We start from the raw sequence: 23,630 nt of genomic DNA, 5'->3' as shown, positions 1-23,630 counted from the left end.
ATCTTGCCCTACGCTTCGCTCCGGGCGGGTTCGCGGCCCCGAAGTCTCGATTCTTCCCTCCTCCGCTCCTCCGCTTCGCTCCCCCGCTCCGTCAGTCCAGAATCGAGACGGCCGCGAACCTTCGGGTGCGGTCTCAGCGGGTAGCTCCCAACGCCGCCTGGTTGGGATCCAGCAGCTGCTGTAGTCGCTGACCCATGAGGTCCCAGCGCCACTGCTGCTGCACCCAGGCGCGGCCCGCCGCGCCCATGGCGGCCGCGGCGTCGCGGTCGGAGAGGATGTCGACGATGGCGTCGGCGAGCGACTCCAGCTTGCGGCCGTTGACCACCCGGCCGGTCTCGCCCTCCCGCACGGTCTCCGGCGCACCGCCCGAATTGCCCGCGATCACCGGCACTCCCGTGGCCGAGGCCTCCAGGAACACGATGCCCAAGCCCTCGACGTCCAGGCCCGCGCCGCGGGTCCGGCAGGGCATGGCGAACACGTCGGCGATGGTGTGGTGGGCGGCCAGCTCCTGCGACGGCACCCGGCCGGTGAACACCACACTGTCGGAAACGCCCAGGGCCGCGACCAGTTCGCGCAGCTTCTGCTCGTAGGGTCCGCCGCCCGCGATCACCAGCACCGCGCCCTTGACCCGCTTGCGGATGTCGGGCATGGCCGCGATCAGCGAATCCTGACCCTTGCGCGGCACCAGCCGCGACAGGCACAGGATGGTCGGCCGGTCCCCCAGCCCGTAGCGCGCCCGCAGTTCGGCGCGCGCGGCCGGATCCGGCTTGAACACCTCGGAGTCCACGGCGGGCGGCAGGTATTCGAGCGCCGACTGCGCGCCGAACGCCGCCGCGAACCGCCGCCGCGTGTACTTGCTGACATAGGTGACGACATCGGTGTGATCGCCGATGACGCGCAACGCCTGCCGCGCGCCGGGCAGCATGGACCAGCCCACTTCGTGGCCGTGGGTGGACGCGAGAATCCGTTCGGCCCCGGCCTTGCGCAGCACCGGCGACATCAACGCCAGCGGCGCGGCCGCCCCGAACCACACCCGATCGCACTGCTCGTCGCGCAGGAGTTTCCGGGCCCGGCGCGCGACCAGCGGCGTCGGCAGCATCAACGTGGTGGGATGCCGGACCACCTGGAACGGCTGCTGCGCGTCGAACTTCCAGTGGCTGTCGCCCTTCCAGCGCGGCGCGTACACCACCAGCTCGTCGGCGGGCAGCTGCAGGGCGAGCGCGTGCAGATACGACTGAATCCCGCCGGGTCGCGGCGGGAAATCATTGGTAACCAGCAGAGTTCGCCCCATGCCACAAACCTACTGCACCCGCGGATCAGGCGGCTTTACGCGCCCTCGGTCGTGCGGCTGGTGAGCCAGGCGCGCCAGCCGCCGACCAGGTCGGTGTAGGTGGTGCCGAGCGCGTCGCGCAGCACGGCCTCCACGGCGGCCCGGTCCTTCGGTCCGGAGGCCAGCTGCCGGTACAGGTCGACCAGGGCCTGATCGCCGTAGCGGTCGGCGATGAAAGCGCAGGCGGACCAGCCCTGTTCATAGGCGAGCGAGGCCTTGCCGCTGGACGGTTCGAACATCGCGTCGGCGGGAAGGTCGGCGGGCAGGTCACCGGCGCGGGCGCGGGCGGTGAGGGTCGGGGCGATCTGGGTGATGGAGTGGCGCATGCCGCGGTGCGCCGAATACTCGGCGAAACCCTCGAGCATCCACATCGGCGAACCGTCGACGGTCACCGCGCGGCTGGCCATGTGGGTGAGTTCGTGGCGCAGCACCGAACGCAGGCCGTCCGCGCCCAGGCGGCGTCCGGCGTCGGGCCCGAAAACCACGCGCTGCCCGGTCAATTGCGTGCCGGGCCGGTACGGGTCGGCGACGGTGGAAGCGGCGACCTCGGCGGGCACGTCACCGGTGGCCCGGGTCAGCGCCGCGAATTCCGAAGGGCTGGAGGCGACCACCACGACCGGCGCCCGGTTCCAGTCCTGGCCCCACAGCGCGGAGACCGCCGCGGTGGATGCCGCGAGTTCGCTCGCCAGCACATCGAGGTCGGCGCGCTGGCCCGGATGGCCGAGCACGATGCCGGTCCGGCCCGATCCGGTCGGCACCGGTTCGGCGACCACCTTCCCGTAGGCGTCCATGGACCGCTTCACCAGCGGCACCTGCGGATCGGTGGCCTGGCTCGCGACCTGCCCCGGCACCACGGCGCGCAGCGTCGGCAGCACCGAGTTCGGCAGCATGAGCAGCGCCCCGCACGCGCCGGTCAGGGCGCTGACCATGACCAGGGTGAGCACGAACTGGAACCGCCGCTTCGCCGACAGCCAGCCGCGGACCTGCCGCAGAGCGCTCATCGCCGCCTCTCGTTCAGTACCGACGAGCCGAATGGAACGGGGTCGAAGCCAGCGGCGCGACCTGGACGGGAACGCCGAAAGTCGACGCGTGCAGCATCAACCCGTTGCCTGCGTAGATGCCCACATGCGAGATGTCCGAGTAGAAGAAGACCACATCACCGGGCTGCAGGTCCTTCTGGTCGACCGGCGTGCCGTATCCGGCTTGCTGCTGCGAGGTGCGCGGCACGCTCTTGCCGACCTGACGGAAGGCCCACTGCACCAGGCCGGAGCAGTCGAACTGGTCCGGTCCGGTGGCGCCCCAGACGTACGGATCGCCGACGCGGGTCAGGCCCGCGGCCAGCGCGCTGGTGCCCGAACCCGGGACCAGACCCTTGAGCAGGCTGTCGCGATCGAAGCCGGGCGGGAACATCGAACCCGCCAGCGCGGACTTGTCACCGGCCGAGAGCTGCCCCCACGCGGCGATGACCTGGGCCATCGAGCCTTGCAGCGCAGCGCGTTTGGCCTCCAGGTCGGTGCGGACCCGGTCGGCGGCGGCGCTGGCGGCGCGGGCGGAGTCGGCGGCGGCGCGGGCGCCGGATTCGGCGGCGGCGGCCGCGTTGGTGGCCTTCTGATACTGGGCCAGTTGATCATTGGTGCGCGCGCCCACCAGGTCCACGATGGACATCTGGTCGAGCAGCTGCTGCGGCGAATTGCTGACCAGTAGCGAGGTGATCCGGTTGGTGCGGCTGCCGAGCAGTGCGGAGGTCGCGGCGCGTTCGATGACCGGTTGGTAGCGGCGGATCTCGGCCTTGGCGGCGTCCAGCGTGGCGGCCGCGTCGGCGGCGCGCTGGTCGGCGGCGTCCGCGGTGGCGGACTTGGCGTCGAGATCGGCCTGGGCGTCGAGCGCCTGCTGATTCATCTGCTCGGACTGCCGGGAGAGGTCGATGAGCTTCTGCACCGCGTCGCCCGCGGAAGCCGGTGCGGCCACCGGATCGGCGCCGGCGAAGCCATAGCCGCCGTAGGTGCCGACCATGAGGGCCCCGACCGTGAAGGCTCCTCCTACCAGTCGCCTGGTCCGCTCACTGTGTGTCCGCTGATGTCGCTGCTGCGCTGCCACCGCTGGTGTCGTCCCGTTCTCTTACCCCGAGCCGGTCAGAAGGTCTCGGTAAGATTACGAAACGGCGACCGCTTATGTCCAGCAGGCCACGGAAGCATTACGGTCGCCGTTCCCCCCGCGGGTCGTCCGCCCGCGGTCGGCTGGGGGACGAATCCCCCGGTAGAGCAAGGGATCAGATACGCGTGGCGCCCGAGAACGGCATCGACGAAATCGGGGCGACCTTGACGGGCTGACCGGAGGTCGACGCGTGCACGACATTGCCGTCGCCGATGTAGATGCCGGAGTGGCCGCCGCCGTAGAACGACACCACGTCGCCCGGCTCGAGGGCGTCGTAGGAGACCGGGCTGCCCGCGCCGGCCTGCTCGTAGCTGGTGCGCGGCAGGTTGACGCCAGCCTGGGCGTAGGACCACTGGACCAGACCCGAGCAGTCGAAGGCGTTCGGGCCCGCGGCGCCGTACACGTAGGGGTCGCCGACGCGGCTCATGGCGGCGTCGACCGCGGCCTGACGGAAGCTGCGCTGCGGGCCGGGCGCCGGGACGCCCGGGACCTCGATGCCGGGCAAGGCCGGGAGCGGCAGGGACTCGGGCAGGCCCGGGATCCCGGCGGGGAGCTGGATGGCGTCGGGCACGTCGATGACGCCGACGGGGGTGTTGACCGGCTGGGCGGCCGCGGGCGTAGCGGGCAGCAGCAGCGCGCTCAGCGTGGCAGCGCCGACGGCGCCGGCCGCGGCGGCGCGACGCGCAGTGCGCTGCATGCCCCGGACCTGTCGCTTGACGGTGGTGGTCGCCATGGTGAGGTACTTCCAATCTGCCCCGCGACGCCGCACCCGGTGGTGCGTCGGACTCCGCGAGGTCTCAGGAAGATTACGAGGACATAACGGTGCTTTGTAAAGCCGAGGTCGCCGGTACGTGACTCAAAATTGTTGCGCACCGGCATTTCGGTGCGACAAACGTCACAGCAATCACGAAACGATAACAGCGGCCATTTTTCTGAGAGCGTCCTGAGAGCTACCCGCCGGTAGCAAGCACCTGACCGAGGCCCCTCCGACCTTGGCGAATTCCGCATAACTACAGGTCAGCGCCATGGCCCGCGACCTGGGGGATTCCCGGACCGACACCCGGCGCGCCCGGGCGCGGGACACCGGGCCAGCACTCGCCACACGCGAATCCGGACCAACCGCCCTCCCCCACAAAATTGATCCATTTTGTGAATAACTGTGACCCTGGTCACAAAAGCGCATATTCGCTCAATTCGGGGATTTCATCTCGAGAATCGTCATCGTATTTTCGAGCATTTCCCCAGCTCGCCTAGAAAGATCAACTTCGGGCGGAGTTGTCGGACCCTGCGCCTAGGCTTGCCCCTCGTGTCCGGACAGCTGGCCTTCGATGAGCTCGAAACCCCGCTCTACGACACAACGTTCGTGATCGTGGACCTGGAGACCACCGGAACCAGCCCCGAGGGCGACGCGATCACCGAGATCGGCGCGGTCAAGGTGCGCGGCGGTGAGGTACTCGGCGAGTTCGCGACCCTGGTCAATCCCGGCTGCGCCATCCCGCCGCAGATCGTGCAGATCACCGGCATCACGACCGCCATGGTGATCGACGCGCCCCGGATCGAGCAGGTGCTGCCGGGGTTCCTGGAGTTCGCGCGCGGCGCGGTGCTGGTCGCCCACAACGCCCGCTTCGATCTGGGCTTCCTGAAGGCCGCCGCCGCGAAGTGCGAATTGCCGTGGCCCGCCTTCCAACACGTGTGCACCGTCCAGCTGGCCCGCCGCGTGCTGCCCAAGGACGAGGCGCCCTCGGCCAAGCTCTGGTACCTGGCGCAGCTGCTCGGCGCGGAGACCCGGCCGACGCACCGCGCCCTCGACGATGCCAAGGCGACGGTGGACGTGCTGCACGCGCTCATCGCCCGGGTCGGCAATCAGGGCGTGCACAGTCTCACCGAGCTGCTCGACTATCTCCCGGAGGTGACCCGCCGCCAGCGCGCGAAACGCGTGATGGCCGCGGACCTTCCAGCGACCCCGGGCGTGTACCTGTTCCGCGGCCCGTCCGACGAAGTCCTCTATATAGGGACGGCGGTGAATCTGCGCCGCCGCGTCCGCAACTACTTCACCGGTTCCGACACCCGCCCGCGCATGCGCGAGATGGTGCAGCTGGCCACTCGCGTCGATCATGTCGAGTGCGCGCACGGCCTGGAGGCGGGCGTGCGTGAGCTGCGGCTGCTGATCGCCCACACCCCGCCCTACAACCGCCGCTCGAAGTTCCCGCAGCGCGCGTGGTGGCTGACCCTCACCGACGAGCCCTTCCCCCGCTTCGCCGTCTCGCGTACCCCCACCCGGGATGCGCTGGGCCCGTTCACCTCCCGCACCGACGCCCAGGAGATCGCGGCCACCCTCGCCGAGCAGTCGGGCCTGCGCACCTGCACCACCCGCATCCCGCGGACAGGCCGCCACGATTGCCAGCCCGCCGTCGTCGGCGGTTGTCCCGCGGCCACCGAGAACAGCCCCCTATATATAGAGGAGTACGAACCGACGCCCGCCGCCATCCGCGCCCTGTTCACAGGCGTGGACGACGCACTGCTGCACGCCATCGCAGCAAGGCTCGAAACCTTGTCCACCGCAGAGCATTTCGAGGCCGCAGCCCGCCTCCGGGATCGCACGGTCGCGGTGGTCCGCGCCCTGCGCCGCACCCAGCGCCTCACCGCCCTGGCCGCCATCCCCGAGCTGATCGCCGCCCACCCCGACGGCGCCGGTGGCTGGCAGTTCGCGATCATCCGCCACGCCCGCCTGGCCGCCGCGGGCACGGCGGTCCGCGGCATCTCCCCCATGGCCGTCGTCGACCGCCTCGCGGCGGCCGCCGAAACCGTCCTCCCCCAACCGCTCCCGGACTCCGGCGACACCCCCGCCTTCCCCCCGTTGCGCGGTGCCCTCCCCGAGGAGGCGGGCCTGCTGGTCCGCTGGCTCGAACAGCCCGGCACCCGCATCGTCCGCACCACCGACGGCTACGGCGAACCCCGCCTCGGCGCGGGCCCCTGGCTCGACTGGGTCGACCGCGCCGAGGCCGCCGCGCGCATCGTCACGACGGACGAGCCACCCGCGCTCGACAGATCGGGCCGCTAGGCCTGCTCCAGAACGTCGAACGGGATCGTCGCCTCGACCGGACCATCGAGCAGGAGAACGCGGCGGTGGACATCGGGTGCCGAGCCAGGAACGGGGAAGGCCCCGAGTCGAATTCGACTCGGGGCCTTCCCTGGTGACGATCCGATCAGTGATCGGTCTGCTTGCCGGAGGCGGCGTTCTGGGCCGCTTCCAGCACGGAGAGCATCTTGTGCTCTTCCTCGTGGGCGATGGCGACGTTCTCCGCCTGCTCCGACGCGGGGTCGGGGCGCATGAACGAGCCGGTGCCGGGCTTGCCGGCGGAACCGAGCTTGGCCATCTTCTTGGGCACCGGGGCGCCCTGGTACTCCAGCGGGATCGGGTGGCCGTGCGAGTCGACCGGGCCGAGGGGCTGGTGGACCTCGATGTACTCACCGTGCGGCAGCCGCTTGATGACACCGGTCTCGATGCCGTGCTCGAGCACCGCGCGGTCGGACCGCTGCAGGCCGATGCAGAAGCGGTAGGCCACGAAGTACGCCAGCGGCGGGGCCAGCAGCAGCGCGATGCGGAAGAACCAGGTGGTGGCGTTCAGCGAGATGTCGAACTTCAGCGACAGGATGTCGTTGACACACGCCAGGGTCAGCACCATGTAGAACGCGATGGCCATGGCACCGATGGCGGTGCGGACCGGCACGTCGCGCGGACGCTGCAGCAGGTTGTGGCGAGCGGTGTCGCCGGTGAGGCGCTTCTCGATCCACGGGTAGGCGATCAGCACGGTGAACACCAGACCCATGATCAGGGCGACCCAGAACGGCGCCGGGATCGTGTAGCGACCCAGGTACAGCTCCCACGGCGGCATGAGACGCGCCATGCCGTCGGTCCACATCATGTAGAAGTCCGGCTGCGAACCCGCGGAGACCTGAGACGGGTTGTAGGGACCCAGGTTCCAGATCGGGTTGATCTGGAAGACGCCACCCATGATCGCGACGATGCCGAGGGTGAGCGCGAAGAACGCGCCCTGGTCGGCGGCGAACACCGGGATGATGCGAGCGCCGACGACGTTCTTCTCGGTGCGGCCCGGTCCGGGGAACTGGGTGTGCTTCTGGTACCAGACCAGCGCGACGTGCGCGGCGATGAGCGCCAGGATGATGCCCGGCAGCAGCAGCACGTGCGCGATGTACAGACGCGGGATGATGATGGTGCCCGGGAAGTCACCGCCGAAGATCAGCCAGTGCATCCAGGTGCCGATGACCGGCACACCCATGGTGATACCACCGAAGGCGGCGCGCAGACCGGTGCCCGACAGCAGGTCGTCGGGGATCGAGTAGCCGAAGAAGCCCTCGAACATGGCCAGGATGAGCAGCAGCGAGCCGATCACCCAGTTGGCCTCACGCGGCTTGCGGAACGCGCCGGTGAAGAAGATGCGGAACAGGTGGATGATGATCGACGCCGCGAACAGCAGCGCCGCCCAGTGGTGCACCTGGCGCACGAACAGACCGCCGCGCACCTCGAAGGAGATGTTCAGCGCGGTCTCGTAGGCCCGCGACATGGTGACACCGCGCAGGGGCTGGTAGGCGCCCTGGTAGACGGTCTCGCTCATGGACGGGTCGAAGTACAGCGTCAGGTAGATACCCGACAGCAGCAGGATGATGAACGCGTACAGCGCGATCTCACCGAGCAGGAACGACCAGTGGGTCGGGAAGACCTTGTTGATCGATCGCTTGGCGAACGCAGCCATGTGGTAGCGCTCGTCCATTTCGTTGGCCTGGACGGCCGCTTTGCTAGGGCTCATGAACGACGCTCCCAGAAGGCCGGGCCGAGCGGCTCAATGAAGTCGCCGGCGGCGACCAGGTAGCCATCGGCATTGACGGTGATCGGCAGCTGCGGCAACGCGCGGGCGGCGGGACCGAAGACCGGCTTACCCCACTCGGTCGCGGAGAACTGCGACTGGTGGCAGGGGCACAGGATCCGGTTGGTCTGCTGCTCGAACAGTGAGGTGGGGCAGCCGAGGTGAGTGCAGATCTTCGAGTAGGCGAAGTAGTCGCCGTAGTTGAAGCTCTCCTGGCCCTTGCGCTTGATCGCGGTCTGGGCGTCGTGCGGGCGCAGACGGATCAGCATGACCGCGTTGCGGATGCCGCGCAGCGACTGCAGGGTCGCGTGCTCGTCTCCGCGCCAGGATTCCTTCCAGGGGAAGACGGTTTCCATGGCGCCGCCGTCGAGGTCCTCCGGCTTGACCAGGACGATGTCCTCGGGGCGGCCGGTGTCGCGGCGCAGGTAGACGGTCTCGCCGGGGTAGTCCGGGGTCCAGCCCGAGACCCACAGCGGAGCCTTGTCGCGCTTGGCCCACGGGTTCTTGATCATGCCGCCGACGAACAGGAACAGCGCGCCGACACCGACCAGGCCCGCGCCCAGACCCGCGGTGCGGGTGATGAGCTTGCGGCGGCCCAGGGTGGAGGTTTCGGCGGCGTCCTGCAGCTGCGCGACCAGGGTGCGCCGGTTGACCTCCGAGGACGGGCCGTCGTGGCGGTCCTGGATGGAGATCTCGGCGGGGATGAAGTGCTTGCGGATCAGCACGATCGCCACACCGACGGCCAGCACGGCGATGCCGAGGGTGAGGCCGTAGAGCGGGGTGGTGAGGGTGTACATCCCGTTGCCGTCCTGGTTGCGGCCCTTGTACTCCCAGGGCCAGAACAGGAAGACGCCGATCAGAGCGGCACCCGCGAGCGCGGAGATGCCGAACCACAGGGCCACGCGACGCTCGGCGCGCTTCTCGGCCCGGGTGCCCTCGACCGGCCAGCGGGGGGCGCGGTAGGCGACGTCGACGCCGTCGAGCTCGGTGCCGAGCTTGACCAGCTCGTCCCGCGACATGGCGTCGAGCTGCTCGTCGGTGGGTTCGGTGGGGTTGTCCCCCATGCTGTTTCGCTCCTGTTCACTCATGACCGGGAACCGATCCACATCGCGGAGCCGACCAGGGCCACGATGCCGACGACCCAGATCGCCAGGCCCTCGGTCGCGGGACCGAAGCCACCGAGGCCGTAGCCGCCCTCGGACTTGGTCTCCATGCGGTCCTTGATGTACGCGACGATGTCCTTCTTCTCGTCCGGCGTCAGCTGCCGGTCGGAGAACTTGGGCATGTTCTGCGGGCCGGTCAGCATGGCCAGGTAGATCTGCTGCTCGCTGGCTTCTTCCAGCGGGGGCGCGAACTTGCCGGAGGACAGCGCGCCGCCCTTGCCGGTGAAGTTGTGGCAGGAGGCGCAGTTCAGGCGGAACAGCTCGCCACCGCGGCCGAGGTCGCGGCCCTCGATGAGGGATTCTTGGGCGACCTCGCCGTTGGCGTCGCGCACGACGGTCGGGCCGCCGCCGTTGGCCTGGACGTAGGCGCTGATCGCGTCGGTCTGGTGCGCGTCGAACTTCGCCGGCTTGCGCACGATCTGCGCCTCGTTGCGGGCGGCGGGCATGCGGCCGGAGGAGACCTGGAAGTAGACCGCGGCCTCACCGACGCCGATCAGGCTGGGGCCGCGATCCGGGACGCCCTGCAGGTTGACACCGTGGCAGGTGACGCAGGAGGTGTCGTAGATCTGCTTGCCCTCGCGGATCAGCGCGGACTGATCCTCGTGCGCGGTCGCCACCTGAGCCTGCGGGGTCAGGGCCGATGCCGCGAAGCCGGCTCCGACGAGGCCCATCAGGAGGACCAGCCCGCCGGCCAGCTTCCGGCGAATGCGGCGCTGCTTGCGGGTCTTGGTGGCCTGGCCGATCCCCTCGGGATCTGGCGCTGACGGGGGAGATGAACTCATCTGTGTCCCTTTGGAGTAGACGGAACCGACTTGTACAAGTTTGGGTTGCCGATGGCGGGCTGTGCTCGGCGTGTCCGCTTGTTAGCGGACGAAGTAGATCGTCGCGAAGAGGCCGATCCAGACGATGTCGACGAAGTGCCAGTAGTACGACACGACGATCGCCGCGGTGGCCTGCGCCGGGGTGAACTTGCTGAGCTTGGTGCGCACCAGCAGGAAGATGAACGCGATGAGACCGCCGATGACGTGCAGACCGTGGAAGCCGGTGGTGATGTAGAACACCGAGCCGTACACCGAGCTGGAGATCGTGGTGCCCTCTTTGACGAGGTTGGTGTACTCGTAGCCCTGGCCGCCCACGAAGATCGCGCCCATGATGAAGGTGAGCAGGTACCAGCGGCGCAGGCCGAACACGTCGCCCTTCTCCGCGGCGAAAACGCCCATCTGGCAGGTGAAGGAGGACAGCACCAGCACCGTGGTCACCGGCACGGCCAGCTTCAGGTTCAGCTCGGTCGGCTCCGGCGGCCAGACGCCGTGCGCCTGGGCACGAGCAACGAAGTACATGGCGAACAGGCCGGCGAAGAACATCAGCTCGCTCGACAGCCAGATGATGGTACCGACGCTGACCATGTTGGGCCGGTTCAGCGAATGCACACGCTGGGTAATGGCCGATCCTGGGGTCCCTACTGCGGTCGTCACGCCGGTAAGTATGACTTGTCGTAGTACGACAGGCGTAGGCGGGTACGAAACTTTGTCGTACGTGTCGGAAAGCCCAGGGCGAGCGTGGCTCTCGCCGGGTACCCGGCGTGTCCCCGCAGAGCCTAGATTGCGCAGGTAAGAGGAAGCTGAGGCCCATTTCGGGGCCCGTGAGAGGGAGTCGGCGTGAAGTCGTGGTGGCGGCGGTGGCGAGGGCGCGGCGGTGCGACACAACTGGATCCGGCGCGCCCGGATCTGGTGGTGGTGGCATCGAGTTTCGATGACGCGGAGGCGTGCTCGGCGGCCCTCGGGAAGGCCTTGGACTGGACGGCGGATCAGCCGGTGGTGCTCAGGCACCATTTGCGCCTGCCCGCCGCCCAGGTGAATGCGGTGCAAGTCATTGCCGCGCAGGGCGGCTATGAAACCGCCTCGGTCTCCGCCGCGGACCCCGCGAAGCTGGTCCTGCAGCGCGTGCAGATCCTCGACGCCGTGCACTGCTCCCAGGAGCGTTCCCGGATGGCGGGCCTGGCCCAGCGTCACGACGGCGACGCTCTGGGCTGGGACGCCCTGCAACCCGCCGAGCGGCCCCGATAGTCGGGGGTTCGGGGACGAAGCACCCGGAGAGTCCCGGGAGTCGGGTTGGCGGCACTAGGCTTGCCTCCGAACCACACTGGTGTCCGGGCATCCGGCAACGGGAAGAGAAGGCAATGAGCGCGCGCAGCTGGCGAGAAGTTCTCGGCATCCTCACCGACGGCAACGACCTGTCCTCGGACGAGGCCGCGTGGGCGATGAACGAGATCTTCACCGATAACGCCACCTCGGCGCAGATCGCGGCCTTCGGTGTGGCCCTGAAGATGAAGGGCCCGACCCCGTCGGAGTTGAACGGTCTGGCCGGGGGCATGCTCTCGCACGCGCGCCGGGTGCGCCACGACGGCGCGGCGGTGGACATCGTCGGCACCGGCGGCGATCGTTCGGGCAGCGTGAACATTTCGACCATGTCCTCGATCGTGGTGGCGGCCTCCGGGGTTCCGGTGATCAAGCACGGCAATCGCGCGGCCTCCTCCAAGAGCGGCGGCGCGGATGTGCTGGAGGCGCTGGGCGTGAAGATCGCCCTGGGCCCGGAGTCGGTCGAGCAGTGTGTGCGGCGGACCGGGATCGGTTTCTGTTTCGCGCCGGTGTTCCATCCCTCGCTGCGGTTCGCCTCGCAGGCGCGCGGTGAGATCGGGATTCCGACGGTCTTCAATATCCTGGGCCCGCTGACCAATCCGGCGCAGCCGGGCGCGGGCCTGATCGGCTGCGCGTTCCGGGAGCTGGTGCCGGTGATCGCGGGCGTGTTCGCCGAGCGCGGGGCCTCGGCCCTGGTGGTGCGCGGCAATGACGGCCTGGACGAGATCACCACCGCCGATACCTCCGACGTGTGGGTGGTGGCGGGCGGCAAGCTGCACGAAACCACCATCGACCCAACGACTCTCGGCATCGAGCGGGTGGATCCGTCGGCGCTGAAGGGCGGCGACGCGACGCTGAACGCGGCGATCGCGCGGGCGATGTTCGCCGGGGAGCCGGGTCCGGTGCGGGACGCGGTGCTGTTGAACTCGGCGGCCGCGCTGGTCGCGTTCGACCTGACCGCCGACGATGTGCACGCCGATCTGCACGGCAAGCTGGCCGAGGCCCTGAAGCGGGTGGCGGAGACGGTGGATTCGGGTGCGGCCACCGCACTGCTGGAGCGCTGGGTGACCGTCTCCAACGAGCTGGGCGCGGACTAGCCGGCTTTCGTGGCCTCGATGAACCGGCGCATGGCATCGAAACTCTTGATGCCGGGCGCGGTTTCGAGGGAGCTGGACACGTCGACGCCGAAGGGCCGGTGGGTGGCGATGACCTCGGCGACATTGTCGGGGGTCAGCCCGCCCGCCAGCACCACCTGACCGGGCGCTTGCTCGAGCCAGTCGGGGAATTCGGCGAAGACGCCGGAGCCGTGGCTGGCGTCGTAGAAGAAGTACCGGCAGCTCTGGCCGGGTTCGGGCCGCTCGGCCGAGCAGTAGGCCAGGTTCGGCAGGTCGGTCCAGTGGTAGAGCTGGATGATGTCGAAGTCGTCGATCACCTCGTCGACTTCGCTCTTGTCGAAGGCGACCACGAACGATTCGATCCGGCCGCGCGCGTAGGCGGCGAGTTCGCGGGCCCGCGCGGGTTCGACGTACCGCTTGCTCTTGGCGGTGCCGACCACGCCGATGGCGGTGTAGCCGAGGTCGACGGCCCAGTCGATCTGTTCTTCGGTGGTCAGTCCGCAGACTTTCACGAACATGGGTTCCTGCCTTTCCCTGGGCGGATTGCTCAGAGTGTCCTGGGAGTTCGGGGCCAGCGACGTCGCGGGGTCGTTGGGCCGCCCGCGGCGGCGTTACAGTTCCGCTATGCGATATGCGGTGGTGCTACCCGGCCTGGTGGTCGCGCTTCTGGGCCTCGGAGTCTCGGTGAGCGCCGCTCATCCCTCGGCCCGGGCCGAGTCCACCGATCCCGACGCGCTGTCGGTGGACGGGCGCAGCTACGGCGTCCCGTCCGATTGCGTGACCGTCCACCACTGGCCGCATCGGCTCCACGTCGCCAATGCGACCGGACTGCCGGCCAGCGTCTATCTGCTGCCGGGCTGCAAGGGCGGTGTCACGCACGTGATCGAACCGGGTCAGAGCGGCCGCGCGCTGGGCGCGTCGGTGCTGACCCGCTGATCCGGGCGGCTATTCGCCGATCGAGAATCCGGCTTCCACGTCCGCGCGCGAGTAGGACTTGAACGCGATGTGGGTGGCGGTGCGCAGCACGCCGGGCGTCTTGTTGATGTGCCCGGTGACGACGTCGGCGATCTCCTCGTGGTCGCGGACCCGGACCTTGGCGATCAGGTCCACATCCCCCGCGCACGAATAGACCTCGGTCACCCCCTTGATGTCGGCCAGTTCCTGCGCGGTCTCCGGAATCCGATCCGGTTCGGCGGAGATCAACACGATCGCGGTAATCATGTGCCCAACTCTAGTGGTTCGCCGAGCAGGTCGGCGGCGGCGCGGTGGATCTTGGCGAGCGCGGACATCAGGTGTTCGCGTTCGTCGGCGGTGAGGTCGGCGGTGACCTTGTCCGACAGCGCCTTCCGGTCGGCTTCGACGGGTTCGCGCAGTTCGCGGCCGTGGTCGGTGAGCCAGAGCCGGACCAGGCGGTTGTCCTTGTCGTCGCGGCGGCGGGTGAGCAGTCCGGCGGCGGCCATACGGGTGGCCATCTTGACCACGGTCGGTGTGGTGACGTTCAGCGCGGTCGCCAATTCCCCCGGGGTGCGCCCGTCCTGTTCCCACAGCGCGGCCAGCACATGGTTCTGCCCCAGGTGCAGCCCGAGGCGGCGCATATCGCGATCGGCCAGGGCGCGCAGGACTTTCGAGGTGCGGCCGTGCAGATCCAGGAACTCGGTCACGGAGCCTCCATACGGGTGCGGTCGGTCATTGACGCTCAATCGTTAGCCGTCTAATGTTTTTCGATAGACGGCTAACGATCTGGAGATCTCATGCTACTGCTGACCGGAGCGACCGGGAACATCGGCCGCGAACTCACCCGAATCCTCGACTCGCACGACACCGATTTCCGCGCGCTGGTGCGTGATCCGGCCCGCCTCCCCGCCCGCGCCGAGGCCGCACTCGGTGACCTCGACGACCCCACGAGCGTCGACCGCGCCATGTCCGGAGTCACCGCCCTGTTCCTCCTGGTCCCCGGCATCGGCCTCGACCACACCCGCACCCTGCTACGCGCCGCCGAGCGAGCGGAAGTCCAGCGAATAGTCCTCATCTCCTCGGCCCACGTCCTGATCGACCCCCTCCCCGCCATGGGCACCTGGCACCGCGACCGCGAGAACCTGGTGCGCGACACCGGAATTCCCGCCACGATCCTCCGCCCCGGTGGCTACATGTCCAACGCCCTGGAGTGGATCCCCAACCTCCGCTCCGGCGACCCGATCCTCGACCCCTCGGGCCCCGGCCGTTTCACCCCCATCGACCCGGCCGACATCGCCGAGGTCGCGGCCCGCTGCCTGACCGAGCCAGGCCACACCAACCAGGCCTACCACCTCACCGGCCCCGAACCCCTGACCGCCGCCGAGCAGGTGGCGATCCTCGCCCGAACCCTGCACCGAGACATCAAGATTCGCGAGACCACCACCCCGGAGGAAGCAGTCGCCGCCCGATACCCCCGAGGCGCTCCCCCAGCCCTGGCCGCCGCCATCGTCGAAGGCTTCGCCCTCCTCCGAGCAAACCGCGCCGACGCCCGCACCGACACGGTCACCGAGTTGCTGGGCCGCCCGCCGCGCACCTTCGTGGCATGGTGCGAGGCCCACCGCGCCGCCTTCACAGACTGAGGGGCTCCCCGAATCCTCGTGCACCGGCCGAGGGATTCGAGCCGCGACTGGTGGCTCGGAACCGCTACTTCCTGGCAGGCTCGATCGCTAATGTCGAGCGCATGGACGCGGTGCAGGTGCAGAAGAAGCTCGAGCTGTCTCCCGATGAGGACTTCGTCCTCACGGTGTGGCAATACCGGATGATGCAGCGCGACATCGCCGCATCGAAGGGCAAGTACCTGCCGGCCAAGCGCGAAATCCGCAATGCCTTCCGCGAACGGGCCGTTGCGGCCATCGCGCAGCGGAACGCGGACGATTGGTCCCCCGCTGTCACCGAGGTTGTCGACCGGATCCTGCTGGAAGGCGAGTCGCCGAATCTCGAGGCACTCGAATCCGCTGGGCCAGAGATCTTCTCGGTCGTGACGCGGAGGTCACGAGCTCTGCTTCTGCTCATCGATCTGTACGGCTTCGAGCCGTGGGTGGAGGGCAAATGGGAGAAGGCAGTACGCGCCGAAGCTCTCGTCGCCGCTCATGGATCGACGAATCAGCTCCATCCTGAAGACCTCCATGCTGTGGAAACCGCGTACAAGGACGCGATCAAGAAGCTGTCCAAGGCGAGTAACTGGAGCAAGTACGCGCTCCTGGCCGGGGCCGGGCTCGGGCTCGGGGTCTTGACCGGCGGCCTCGCCGCACCAGCAATCGCAGGAGCGTACGGAGCGCTTGTTCTCGGCTATTCGGGCGCGGTGGCGACTTCCGCGGGCCTGGCCGCAATCGGCGGCGGCTCCATTGCCGCCGGTGGCCTCGGAATGGCCGGTGGCGCCGCCATCATCACGGGCGTCAGCGGCGCGGTGGGAGCCGGGGCATTCTCGCTCGCCGGCAAAGCCTCCGGGTTCACGGCAGCGCGCATCGCGGCCGACGCCATCCGGCTCCACGTCGTGACCCAACTTGTCCTTCGCGATATCGATGGCAACGAGGAGGCGGCGAAGGCAGTCATTGTCAGCCTCCGCGAGCGAGTCACGAACCTTGGCAAGACCGTCACCGTCCTCGCCGAGCGGATCGACCGTCTTCGTGCGCAGCTCGAGACCAAGCAGGCGGAGTTGAACGCGGAGCGGAGTCAGCGCCTTGCGGCCGAGGATCGCGTCGCCCGCTTCCGGGGCGTCGCCGACCGGCTGAAGGAGCGGGTCACCGGGCCCGAGAGTGATGAACTCCAGGCCTTGCTTACCGAACTCGAAGACCTCGAGAGCGAGAAGAAGACCGTCGAGAGCCTTGCCCAGGGCGTCTCCAGCCTCGCGGACGACCTCGAGGACGCCGCGTGAGCACTGCCGGCGACAACTCCGATGACCGGAGCTCGCCGATCGATGACGACTACATCGGCAACTTGGACGCACTCACACGCGACCTCGACGACATCGAATTGATCGCCGCATCAGCACTTTCGGACAAGCCCATCGACCCCGCGGCGAGAGAGCGTTTCGCGAGCGCTCCGACGAGCCTCACCTATTCCGAACTCACAGCCCGTCATCGGGATCGTCGCGCAGTCGAGGGGTGGGGAGAGCCCGAACTGGCTGACATCCTCGACCCGATCGCGCTGGAACAGCTCGATGGATGGCGGGCAGCCCAACGGATTTCGTGGGAACGAGGCGACCTGGTGATGGTCGGCATCGCGGGGCTCGTCGGCGCGTTCGGCAACCTCTACGACAACTACGTAGACGCTTCGGTTCTCGATGGCCTGTCCTTACTGAAGAAGAGCGACCTGCTGCGCCGGTGGGAGAGGGAGGCCGCCCGACTTCCGATCGATTACACCGGTCCTAGATTCGGCGGTCCGGCCCATCGCGTCCGGTCCGCTGGCCACGACATCGGCCGGTTCTTCAACGCCCTCAACCAAGTCCGCACCGGAACCTTCGAAGGGACGTGGTGGGATGACGGTCAACGGATGGTCGAACGCGTGACGGCGACTCGCTCCGGTCTACCGTTTGTGCGGGCGCCCGAGCCGCATCTCGCGGTCGCGCTGTTGCTGAAGCACTGGGTCGCCGACTTTGTCACCCCGATGAACCTTCCGCTGCCCGGATGGACGCTTCTCTGCGATATGCCGAATCCCGACTTGCGGAAGTTCGCCAATGACGCGTACGCAGGCACGAATTCCGGCGACGGGTTGAACCTTCGCTCCGGGATATTGACACCTGGGCTGGGGATGGTCGCGACCGACATAGTCGTGCGAACCCACTCACACCTCGGGGCCTACCGTTCTACGGGCACCGCACGCCTGACGACCTCCGGAGGGGCCAAACGCACGGAGATGCTGCTCGCCGCGCACTCGGTAGCCGGAGCGGTCAGCTTGTCGAAGACCGCGGCGGCAACCATCGCCGGTGAAACCGCGGTTGCCGCTCGCCATCTCAATATCCCTGTGCTCCTGCGGATCGGCATGCTCGCGCTGAAAGTCCGCTCCGATGCCGCGGCCCGCGCACAGGCCGGAGCACCGTCGTGGGAACAGTTGCTCACCGCGGAGGCTGCGACTTGGACCCTGCCCGAGGCAGTCGCCATCGCGGATCTGTTGACGGTCTAGCGGAAACTTCTTGCGCCAGTGGCGGGATTCGAACCCGCTGCTTCTGCCATCACACCGGCTGGACCACCCCACGTCCTGCGCGCCAGGGCGTCGGTGGCGACAAGGACAGTAACCGCCCGCCGCGGAAATCGGTATCGAATTTCCGCGGCGGGTGGGCGGTCACCACTGGCCGGGGGTGTATTCGCCGCCCAGTTGCCCGGAGATGACGTTGAGGCGGTTCCAGGCGTTGATGGTGGCGATGAGGGAGATCAGGGCGCCGATCTGGTCGTCGTCGTAGTGCTTGCGGACCTGGGCCCAGGTGTCGTCGGAGATGGCGGAGGAGGTGTCGGCCAGGCGGGTGCCCTCTTCGGTGAGGGCCAGGGCGGCGCGCTCGGGGTCGGTGAAGACGGTGGATTCGCGCCAGGCCGCGATCATGGCCAGGCGGACCGGGGTCTCGCCGGCGTGGGCGGCGTCTTTGGTGTGCATGTCCAGGCACATGCCGCAGTTGTTGATCTGCGAGGCGCGGATCTTGACCAGTTCCTGGGTGGCCTTGGGCAGGCTGGAGTCGTCGATCACGCGGGCGGCGGTGACGATGCGCTTGCTGAACTTGGCGGCGATCTCGTTCTCGTACAGGGCGAAGCGGGTCATCGTTCTCTCTTTTCTGGTGGGGTGTTCGTTGGCTTCATGAGGTTGACGACGTGGCCCGCACAGGTGTGACATCGCCTCACGTGTGAGCCCGGTCACCCCCGGAAATCGGGGTCTGGCGCGAAATGTGAATGTAGATTTCACCAATTCCCCTCCGCGCGGCGCGATCCCACGCGATCATGAATCGGTAGATTGTGAACCGACCGGTAGTCACATCCCGGCTACCTAGGGGGTTGCGATGCTCGAATCAGGCAGACACCGCCGCGCCTCGTCCGCGGGTCAATGGCAGTGGGTTGTTCCGCAGCTGCGGCGCACCCCGCCCGGCCGACATCATCGGCAGACACCGAACACCATGCGCACCAAAACCTTACAGGCGCTACTGCCCGGAGCGACGGTCGTCGCCCTGGCGGCCGTGTCGACCCCGGCGCACGCCGAGGCGGTGAACCCGCCGCCCGCCGATGCACCCGCCCCGCCGCTCGCGGACTCGGGGACCCAGCCGTCGGCCGAGTGGGAGGCGCCGCAACAGGCCGCCTCGGAGACCCGGCTACTACCGGGCGACTCGGCGGACCAGCCGCCGCAGGTCGATCCGGTCTTCGGTCTCTCCCAGGACCTGCCGGCGACCTTCGACGCGGTCAAGTCCATCAATATTCCGGGCATGGATCTGCCGGGCCTGGATCTGCCCGCGCTGTTCACCCCGGACACCGCGATCGTGGTGCTCGGCTACGGCCTGCTCCCCGACGGCCAGATGCGCCCGGAGCTCATGGCCCGCCTCTCCGCCGGCTACGTCTCGGCGCTGCTGTCGCCGCAAGCCCCGGTCATCGTGACCGGCGGCAATCCGCAGAACGGCGTCACCGAGGCCGATGCCATGGCCGACTGGCTGGTCGAGCGCGGCATCGACCGCAATCGCATCCACACCGAGACCAAGGCGAATTCGACGGTCCAGAACGCCGCCTTCTCGGCGCATCTGATGGACGTCATCGGCGCGCACGCCGCCATCCTGATCACCTCCGCCGATCACATCGCGCGGGCGCTGACGAATTTCCGGGCTGCCGGAATCTCGGTGGTGGCCACCCTGACCCCGGATTCCGCGCCGCTGTCGGCGCAGCCGTTCGGGCCGGGCGCGAAGTAGGCCGGTCACGCAAACTCGAAGGCCCGCTGATCGATTCGATCGGCGGGCCTTCGGCGCGCGAGGGGCTCAGGCGAGGTAGCGGGCGATGCTCTCGGCGACGCAGGCGGGCTTGTCCGCGCCCTCGATCTCGACGGTCATGGTGCGCACGGCCTGCACACCGCCGGGAATGTCGGTGACGGTGTCGAGGGTGAGCCGTCCGCGAATGCGGCTGTCCACCAGCACCGGATTGATGAAGCGAACCTTGTTGAGCCCATAGTTGATCGCCATGTTCGCCGCGCTGACGGTCATGATCCGCGCGGTCAGCGGCACCACCAGCGACAGGGTGAGGAACCCGTGGGCGATGGTGCGGCCGTAGGGTCCGGCGGCGGCGCGGGCGGCGTCGACGTGGATCCACTGGTGGTCGTCGGTGGCGTCGGCGAAGGTGTCGATGCGGCGCTGGTCGACGGTGATCCAGTCGCTGACACCGAGTTCGGTTCCGGCGGCGTCCCGCAGTGCGTCGAGGTCGCCGAAGTCGATCATGGTCCTGCCCTTCAGAGGTATCGCTGCTTCAATTCGCGTTTGAGGATCTTGTGGGTCGGCCCCATCGGCAGCTCGGTCACGAACTCGACGCGGCGCGGGTACTTGTACCGGGCCACATGCTCTTTCGCGTACTCGATGACGTCCTCGGCGGTGAGCGGTCCCGACGGCACGACGACCGCGAGGATCTCCTCGCCGTAGTTCTCGTCCGGCACCCCGATCACCGCGATCTGGGAGATGTTCGGATGCCGCAGCAGGGCGGCCTCGACCTCGGTCGGGTACACGTTGAACCCGCCGCGGATGATCATCTCCTTGATCCGGTCAACGATCCGCAGGTAACCGTGCTCGTCCTTGACGCCGAGGTCGCCGGTGCGGAACCAGCCGTCCACCATGACTTCCGCGGTGGCGTCGGGTCGTCCGGTGTAGCCGCCGAACACATTGTGGCCGCGGATCACGACCTCGCCAATGGTTCCGGCGGGTTGCAGGTCGATGCTGTCACGCGCATCGGCGTCGGCGATCTCGACGTCGACGCCCCACACCGGGTGCCCGACGGTGCCGGTCTCGGGGCCGAGCAGCGGCTGGTTCACCGTTGCGGTGGGCGAGGTTTCGGACAGCCCGTAGCCCTCGAGGATGTGCGCGCCGAACACCTTCTCGAACTCTTCGATGATGACCGGCGGCATGGCCGCGCCGCCGCTGATGCACAGCCGCAGCTCCGGCAGCGTGGTCGCGGTCGCCGCGGCCTCGAGCAGTCCGTGATACATGGTGGGCACGCCGTGGAAGGTGTTGACGTTCTCGGCGACCATGAGCTCGATGGCCTGTGCCGCATCGAATCTCGGCATCAGGACCAGGGTCGCGCCGAGCCGCCAGTGCGAGTTCATGGACACGGTCTGCCCGAACACGTGGAACAGCGGCAGCGCGCCCAGCGCGATGTCCTCCCGTTTCACCTCGTTGGCGTCGAAGGCGTTGACCGTCGCGCACATGACCATATTGAGATGGCTGAGTTCCGCGCCCTTGGGGCGGCCGGTGGTGCCGCTGGTGTAGAACACGACAGCGGTGTCGAGCGGGCCGCGGGCCACGAACGCCGGGATCGCCTCCCCGGACAGTTCTTTCGGGTTCACGCAGGGGATTCCGGCCCGGCTCGCCGCCTCCTTGCCGACGGCCTCGACCATCGGATGGCACAGCATCACCGTGGCCCCGCTGTCGCGCAGCACGTATTCGGCCTCGTCGGCGGTGAGCAGCAGATGCACCGGCACCACGGTCGCGCCCGCCGCCAGGATGGCGAAGTACGCGCGCGGGAAGTCGGCGGTGTTGGGTCCCATGAGCGCGACCCGGTCCCCCGGCCGCACCCCGAGTTCGATGAGGGCCCCGGCCTGTTCGCGCGCCTGCCGCCACAGTTCGCGGAAGGTGATGCGCTGTTCGCCCTCGATGAGGGCGAGCTGGTCGGGCCGCCGCCACGCCGGTTCGGCGAGGATGCTGGCCAGCGACAGGGTCGCGTTCATCTACAGCCCCATGTCCTTCGCGATGATCATCTTCATGACTTCACTGGTGCCGCCGTAGATCCGGTTGACCCGGTTGTCGGCGTAGAGGCGGGCGACCGGGTACTCGTTGATGAACCCGTAGCCGCCGTGCAACTGCAGGCAGCGGTCGATGACCCGGTGGGCGACCTCGGTGCAGAACAGCTTGGCCGACGCGGCGTCGGCGGCGGTCAGGGCGCCTTCGTCGAGGGCTTCCAGCGCGCGGTCGACCACGGCTTCGGCGGCGTCCACCTCGGCCTGGCAGGCGGCGAGCTCGAACTTGGTGTTCTGGAAGCTGGCGACCGGCTGCCCGAAGACATTGCGCTGCTGGGTGTAGTCCTTGGCGAACCGGATGGCCGCCTTGGCCTGCGCGTACGCGCCGACGGCGATGGACAGCCGCTCCTGGGGGAGGTTCTGGCCGAGGTAGGAGAAGCCCTTGTGCTCCTCGCCGAGCAGATCCTCGACCGGCACGTGCACGTCGGTGAAGTTGAGTTCGGCGGTGTCGGAGACCTTCAGGCCCAGTTTGTCGAGCTTGCGGCCGACGCTGTACCCGGCGGACTTGGTGTCCACCACGAACAGCGAGATGCCGTGGCGGCGATCGTTCTCGGCGGGCGCGGCGGTGCGGGCGCAGACGATCACCCGGTCGGCGAGCACGCCACCGGTGATGAAGGTCTTGGACCCGTTCAGCACGTAGTGCGTGCCGTCCTCGGAAAGCTTTGCCGTGGTGCGCATTCCGGCGAGGTCGGAGCCGGTGCCGGGTTCGGTCATGGCGATGGCGAACATGATCTCGCCGGTGACGAATCCGGGCAGCCAGCGCTGCTTCTGCTCCGCGGTGGCCAGGTTCTTGATGTAGGGCAGGCACAGGCCCACGTGCACCCCGGACCCGCCGAACGACACCGCCGCCCGCGCGCACTCCTCCATCAGAATGGCCTGGAATTTGAACGATTCGATGCCCGCGCCGCCGTACTCCTCGGGCACCTCGATGCCGAAGACGCCGAGTTCGCCCAGCTTGTAATAGAAGTCGCGGGGCGCGATCCCGGCGGCGTACCACTCCTCGTAGACCGGCACGACCTCCGATTCGATGAAGGCGCGCACGGTCTCCCGGAAGGCGTCGTGGTCTTTGTCGAAAACTGTTCTCTGCATGGGAAATCTCTCTCGCGTTAGAGGCGACGGCCGCCGTCGACGTAGATGGTCTGGCCGGTGACGAACGAGGCGTCGTCGGAGACCAGGAACGACACCACGTTGGCGATGTCGGCGGGTGCGCCGACGCGACGCAGCGGGGTGATCTTGGCGGCCTCGGCGCGGAACTCCTCGGGCGAGACGCCGACCCGCGCGGCGGTCGCGTCGGTCATCTCGGTGACGATGAACCCCGGCGCGACAGCGTTGACATTGATGCCGAACGGCCCCAATTCCATGGCGAGCGTGCGGGTCAGGCCCTGGATGCCCATCTTGGCGGCCGAGTAGTTGGCCTGCCCGCGGGCGCCGAGCGCGGACACGCTGGAGGTGTTCACGATCTTGCCGGACTGCTGCTTCACCATGTACTTCTGCGCCTCGCGGGTGCACAGGAACGTGCCCTTGAGGTGCACGGACATGACCAGATCCCAGTCGTCGACCGACATTTTGAACAGCAGGTTGTCGCGCAGCACGCCGGCGTTGTTGACCAGCACGTCCACCGAGCCCAGTTCCGTGGCGATGCGTTCGAACGCGGCGGCGACCTGGGTTTCGTCGGTGACGTTGCAGCCCACCGCGATCGCGGTCCCGCCCGCGGCGGCGATGGCGTCCACGGCGTCCTTACCGGCGGCTTCGTCGAGATCGACGACGGCGACGGCGAATCCGTCGGCGGCCAGGCGGGCCGCGGTGCCCGCGCCGATTCCGCGGGCGGCGCCGGTGACGACTGCGACTTTCGACATCTCGGTTATCTCCCT

24 protein-coding genes are annotated in these 23,630 nt (G+C 68.4%); 8 read left to right on the top strand and 16 right to left on the bottom strand.

Annotated elements, in window-relative coordinates; translation table 11 throughout:
* Positions 1–133 precede the first annotated feature (133 nt).
* The 4 genes from ABZ382_RS28370 to ABZ382_RS28355 form a co-directional block, all read right to left on the bottom strand.
* A complete protein-coding gene (locus ABZ382_RS28370; RefSeq protein WP_357094961.1) occupies positions 134–1,291 on the bottom strand; it encodes a glycosyltransferase family 4 protein in 1,158 nt (385 codons plus the stop codon).
* A 35-nt stretch (positions 1,292–1,326) separates the two neighbouring features.
* The gene (locus ABZ382_RS28365) at positions 1,327–2,331 is read right to left on the bottom strand and encodes a hypothetical protein (protein ID WP_357094959.1); all 1,005 of its coding nucleotides are present in this window, start codon (positions 2,329–2,331) and stop codon (positions 1,327–1,329) included.
* Positions 2,332–2,344: 13 nt separating this feature from the next.
* Positions 2,345–3,343 (bottom strand): NlpC/P60 family protein, encoded by a 999-nt coding sequence (locus ABZ382_RS28360; RefSeq protein WP_357094957.1) that lies wholly within the window; start codon positions 3,341–3,343, stop codon positions 2,345–2,347.
* 256 nt (positions 3,344–3,599) lie between these two features.
* The gene (locus ABZ382_RS28355; RefSeq protein WP_357094955.1) at positions 3,600–4,217 is read right to left on the bottom strand and encodes a C40 family peptidase; all 618 of its coding nucleotides are present in this window, start codon (positions 4,215–4,217) and stop codon (positions 3,600–3,602) included.
* 573 nt (positions 4,218–4,790) lie between these two features.
* On the opposite strand from ABZ382_RS28355, the gene ABZ382_RS28350 reads away from it, so the two are divergent.
* The gene (locus ABZ382_RS28350) at positions 4,791–6,545 is read left to right on the top strand and encodes a DEDD exonuclease domain-containing protein (protein ID WP_357094952.1); all 1,755 of its coding nucleotides are present in this window, start codon (positions 4,791–4,793) and stop codon (positions 6,543–6,545) included.
* Positions 6,546–6,690: 145 nt separating this feature from the next.
* Here the strand turns inward: ABZ382_RS28350 and ABZ382_RS28345 are convergent, their stop codons facing one another.
* The 4 genes from ABZ382_RS28345 to ABZ382_RS28330 all read right to left on the bottom strand — a co-directional run bounded on the left by ABZ382_RS28345 (position 6,691) and on the right by ABZ382_RS28330 (position 11,008).
* Positions 6,691–8,313, bottom strand: coding sequence for a cytochrome bc complex cytochrome b subunit (locus ABZ382_RS28345; RefSeq protein ID WP_357094949.1), 1,623 nt, complete (start codon positions 8,311–8,313; stop codon positions 6,691–6,693).
* Positions 8,310–9,458 carry a ubiquinol-cytochrome c reductase iron-sulfur subunit gene (locus ABZ382_RS28340; RefSeq protein ID WP_357094946.1) on the bottom strand — a complete coding sequence of 383 codons (1,149 nt, stop codon included), beginning with the start codon at positions 9,456–9,458 and terminating at the stop codon, positions 8,310–8,312. The genes ABZ382_RS28345 and ABZ382_RS28340 overlap by 4 nt, the downstream gene beginning before the upstream one ends.
* Positions 9,455–10,315, bottom strand: coding sequence for a cytochrome c (locus ABZ382_RS28335; protein ID WP_357094943.1), 861 nt, complete (start codon positions 10,313–10,315; stop codon positions 9,455–9,457). The genes ABZ382_RS28340 and ABZ382_RS28335 overlap by 4 nt, the downstream gene beginning before the upstream one ends.
* A gap of 81 nt (positions 10,316–10,396) precedes the next feature.
* Positions 10,397–11,008, bottom strand: a complete 612-nt coding sequence (locus ABZ382_RS28330; protein WP_357094941.1) for a heme-copper oxidase subunit III — start codon at positions 11,006–11,008, stop codon at positions 10,397–10,399.
* 183 nt (positions 11,009–11,191) lie between these two features.
* Between ABZ382_RS28330 and ABZ382_RS28325 the strand changes: the two genes are divergently transcribed.
* Positions 11,192–11,599, top strand: coding sequence for a hypothetical protein (locus tag ABZ382_RS28325; protein WP_357094938.1), 408 nt, complete (start codon positions 11,192–11,194; stop codon positions 11,597–11,599).
* 113 nt (positions 11,600–11,712) lie between these two features.
* Complete coding sequence (gene trpD / locus ABZ382_RS28320; RefSeq protein WP_357094935.1) at positions 11,713–12,768, top strand: anthranilate phosphoribosyltransferase; 1,056 nt, start codon at positions 11,713–11,715, stop codon at positions 12,766–12,768.
* Here trpD and ABZ382_RS28315 read toward each other — a convergent pair.
* On the bottom strand, positions 12,765–13,304 hold the full coding sequence (locus ABZ382_RS28315) for a hypothetical protein (protein ID WP_357094933.1): 540 nt from the start codon (positions 13,302–13,304) through the stop codon (positions 12,765–12,767). The two genes, trpD and ABZ382_RS28315, sit on opposite strands and share 4 nt — an antisense overlap.
* 106 nt (positions 13,305–13,410) lie before the next feature.
* Between ABZ382_RS28315 and ABZ382_RS28310 the strand changes: the two genes are divergently transcribed.
* A complete protein-coding gene (locus tag ABZ382_RS28310; RefSeq protein ID WP_357094931.1) occupies positions 13,411–13,722 on the top strand; it encodes a hypothetical protein in 312 nt (103 codons plus the stop codon).
* Positions 13,723–13,731: 9 nt separating this feature from the next.
* Here the strand turns inward: ABZ382_RS28310 and ABZ382_RS28305 are convergent, their stop codons facing one another.
* Together ABZ382_RS28305 and ABZ382_RS28300 are read right to left on the bottom strand one after the other, a co-directional pair.
* Positions 13,732–14,007, bottom strand: coding sequence for an Lrp/AsnC ligand binding domain-containing protein (locus tag ABZ382_RS28305; RefSeq protein WP_213560441.1), 276 nt, complete (start codon positions 14,005–14,007; stop codon positions 13,732–13,734).
* Complete coding sequence (locus ABZ382_RS28300) at positions 14,004–14,447, bottom strand: MarR family transcriptional regulator (protein ID WP_357094928.1); 444 nt, start codon at positions 14,445–14,447, stop codon at positions 14,004–14,006. The genes ABZ382_RS28305 and ABZ382_RS28300 overlap by 4 nt, the downstream gene beginning before the upstream one ends.
* A 90-nt stretch (positions 14,448–14,537) precedes the next feature.
* On the opposite strand from ABZ382_RS28300, the gene ABZ382_RS28295 reads away from it, so the two are divergent.
* The 3 genes from ABZ382_RS28295 to ABZ382_RS28285 all read left to right on the top strand — a co-directional run bounded on the left by ABZ382_RS28295 (position 14,538) and on the right by ABZ382_RS28285 (position 17,922).
* Complete coding sequence (locus tag ABZ382_RS28295) at positions 14,538–15,380, top strand: NAD(P)H-binding protein (protein WP_357094926.1); 843 nt, start codon at positions 14,538–14,540, stop codon at positions 15,378–15,380.
* A gap of 101 nt (positions 15,381–15,481) precedes the next feature.
* The gene (locus tag ABZ382_RS28290) at positions 15,482–16,675 is read left to right on the top strand and encodes a hypothetical protein (protein ID WP_357094924.1); all 1,194 of its coding nucleotides are present in this window, start codon (positions 15,482–15,484) and stop codon (positions 16,673–16,675) included.
* Entirely contained in the window at positions 16,672–17,922 is a 1,251-nt protein-coding gene (locus tag ABZ382_RS28285) for a hypothetical protein (RefSeq protein WP_357094922.1), read from the top strand. The genes ABZ382_RS28290 and ABZ382_RS28285 overlap by 4 nt, the downstream gene beginning before the upstream one ends.
* A 159-nt stretch (positions 17,923–18,081) precedes the next feature.
* Here the strand turns inward: ABZ382_RS28285 and ABZ382_RS28280 are convergent, their stop codons facing one another.
* Entirely contained in the window at positions 18,082–18,549 is a 468-nt protein-coding gene (locus ABZ382_RS28280) for a carboxymuconolactone decarboxylase family protein (RefSeq protein ID WP_357094919.1), read from the bottom strand.
* 349 nt (positions 18,550–18,898) lie between these two features.
* On the opposite strand from ABZ382_RS28280, the gene ABZ382_RS28275 reads away from it, so the two are divergent.
* The gene (locus ABZ382_RS28275) at positions 18,899–19,675 is read left to right on the top strand and encodes a YdcF family protein (protein ID WP_357094916.1); all 777 of its coding nucleotides are present in this window, start codon (positions 18,899–18,901) and stop codon (positions 19,673–19,675) included.
* Between the two features lie 66 nt (positions 19,676–19,741).
* Here the strand turns inward: ABZ382_RS28275 and ABZ382_RS28270 are convergent, their stop codons facing one another.
* The 4 genes from ABZ382_RS28270 to fabG are packed head-to-tail and all read right to left on the bottom strand — an operon-like array spanning position 19,742 to position 23,624.
* Positions 19,742–20,194: a MaoC family dehydratase gene (locus ABZ382_RS28270; RefSeq protein ID WP_357094913.1), complete on the bottom strand. Its 453-nt coding sequence runs from the start codon at positions 20,192–20,194 to the stop codon at positions 19,742–19,744.
* An 11-nt stretch (positions 20,195–20,205) separates the two neighbouring features.
* A complete protein-coding gene (locus ABZ382_RS28265) occupies positions 20,206–21,690 on the bottom strand; it encodes a long-chain fatty acid--CoA ligase (RefSeq protein ID WP_357094910.1) in 1,485 nt (494 codons plus the stop codon).
* Complete coding sequence (locus ABZ382_RS28260) at positions 21,691–22,848, bottom strand: acyl-CoA dehydrogenase family protein (RefSeq protein WP_357094907.1); 1,158 nt, start codon at positions 22,846–22,848, stop codon at positions 21,691–21,693.
* A 17-nt stretch (positions 22,849–22,865) separates the two neighbouring features.
* Positions 22,866–23,624, bottom strand: a complete 759-nt coding sequence (gene fabG, locus ABZ382_RS28255; RefSeq protein WP_357095250.1) for a 3-oxoacyl-ACP reductase FabG — start codon at positions 23,622–23,624, stop codon at positions 22,866–22,868.
* Positions 23,625–23,630: the final 6 nt, after the last annotated feature.

Source organism: Nocardia sp. NPDC005825, from assembly GCF_040630175.1.
GTDB lineage: Bacteria > Actinomycetota > Actinomycetes > Mycobacteriales > Mycobacteriaceae > Nocardia.
Note: the sequence above shows the minus strand (reverse complement) of the source record. Positions and strands in the feature narration are given on the sequence as shown.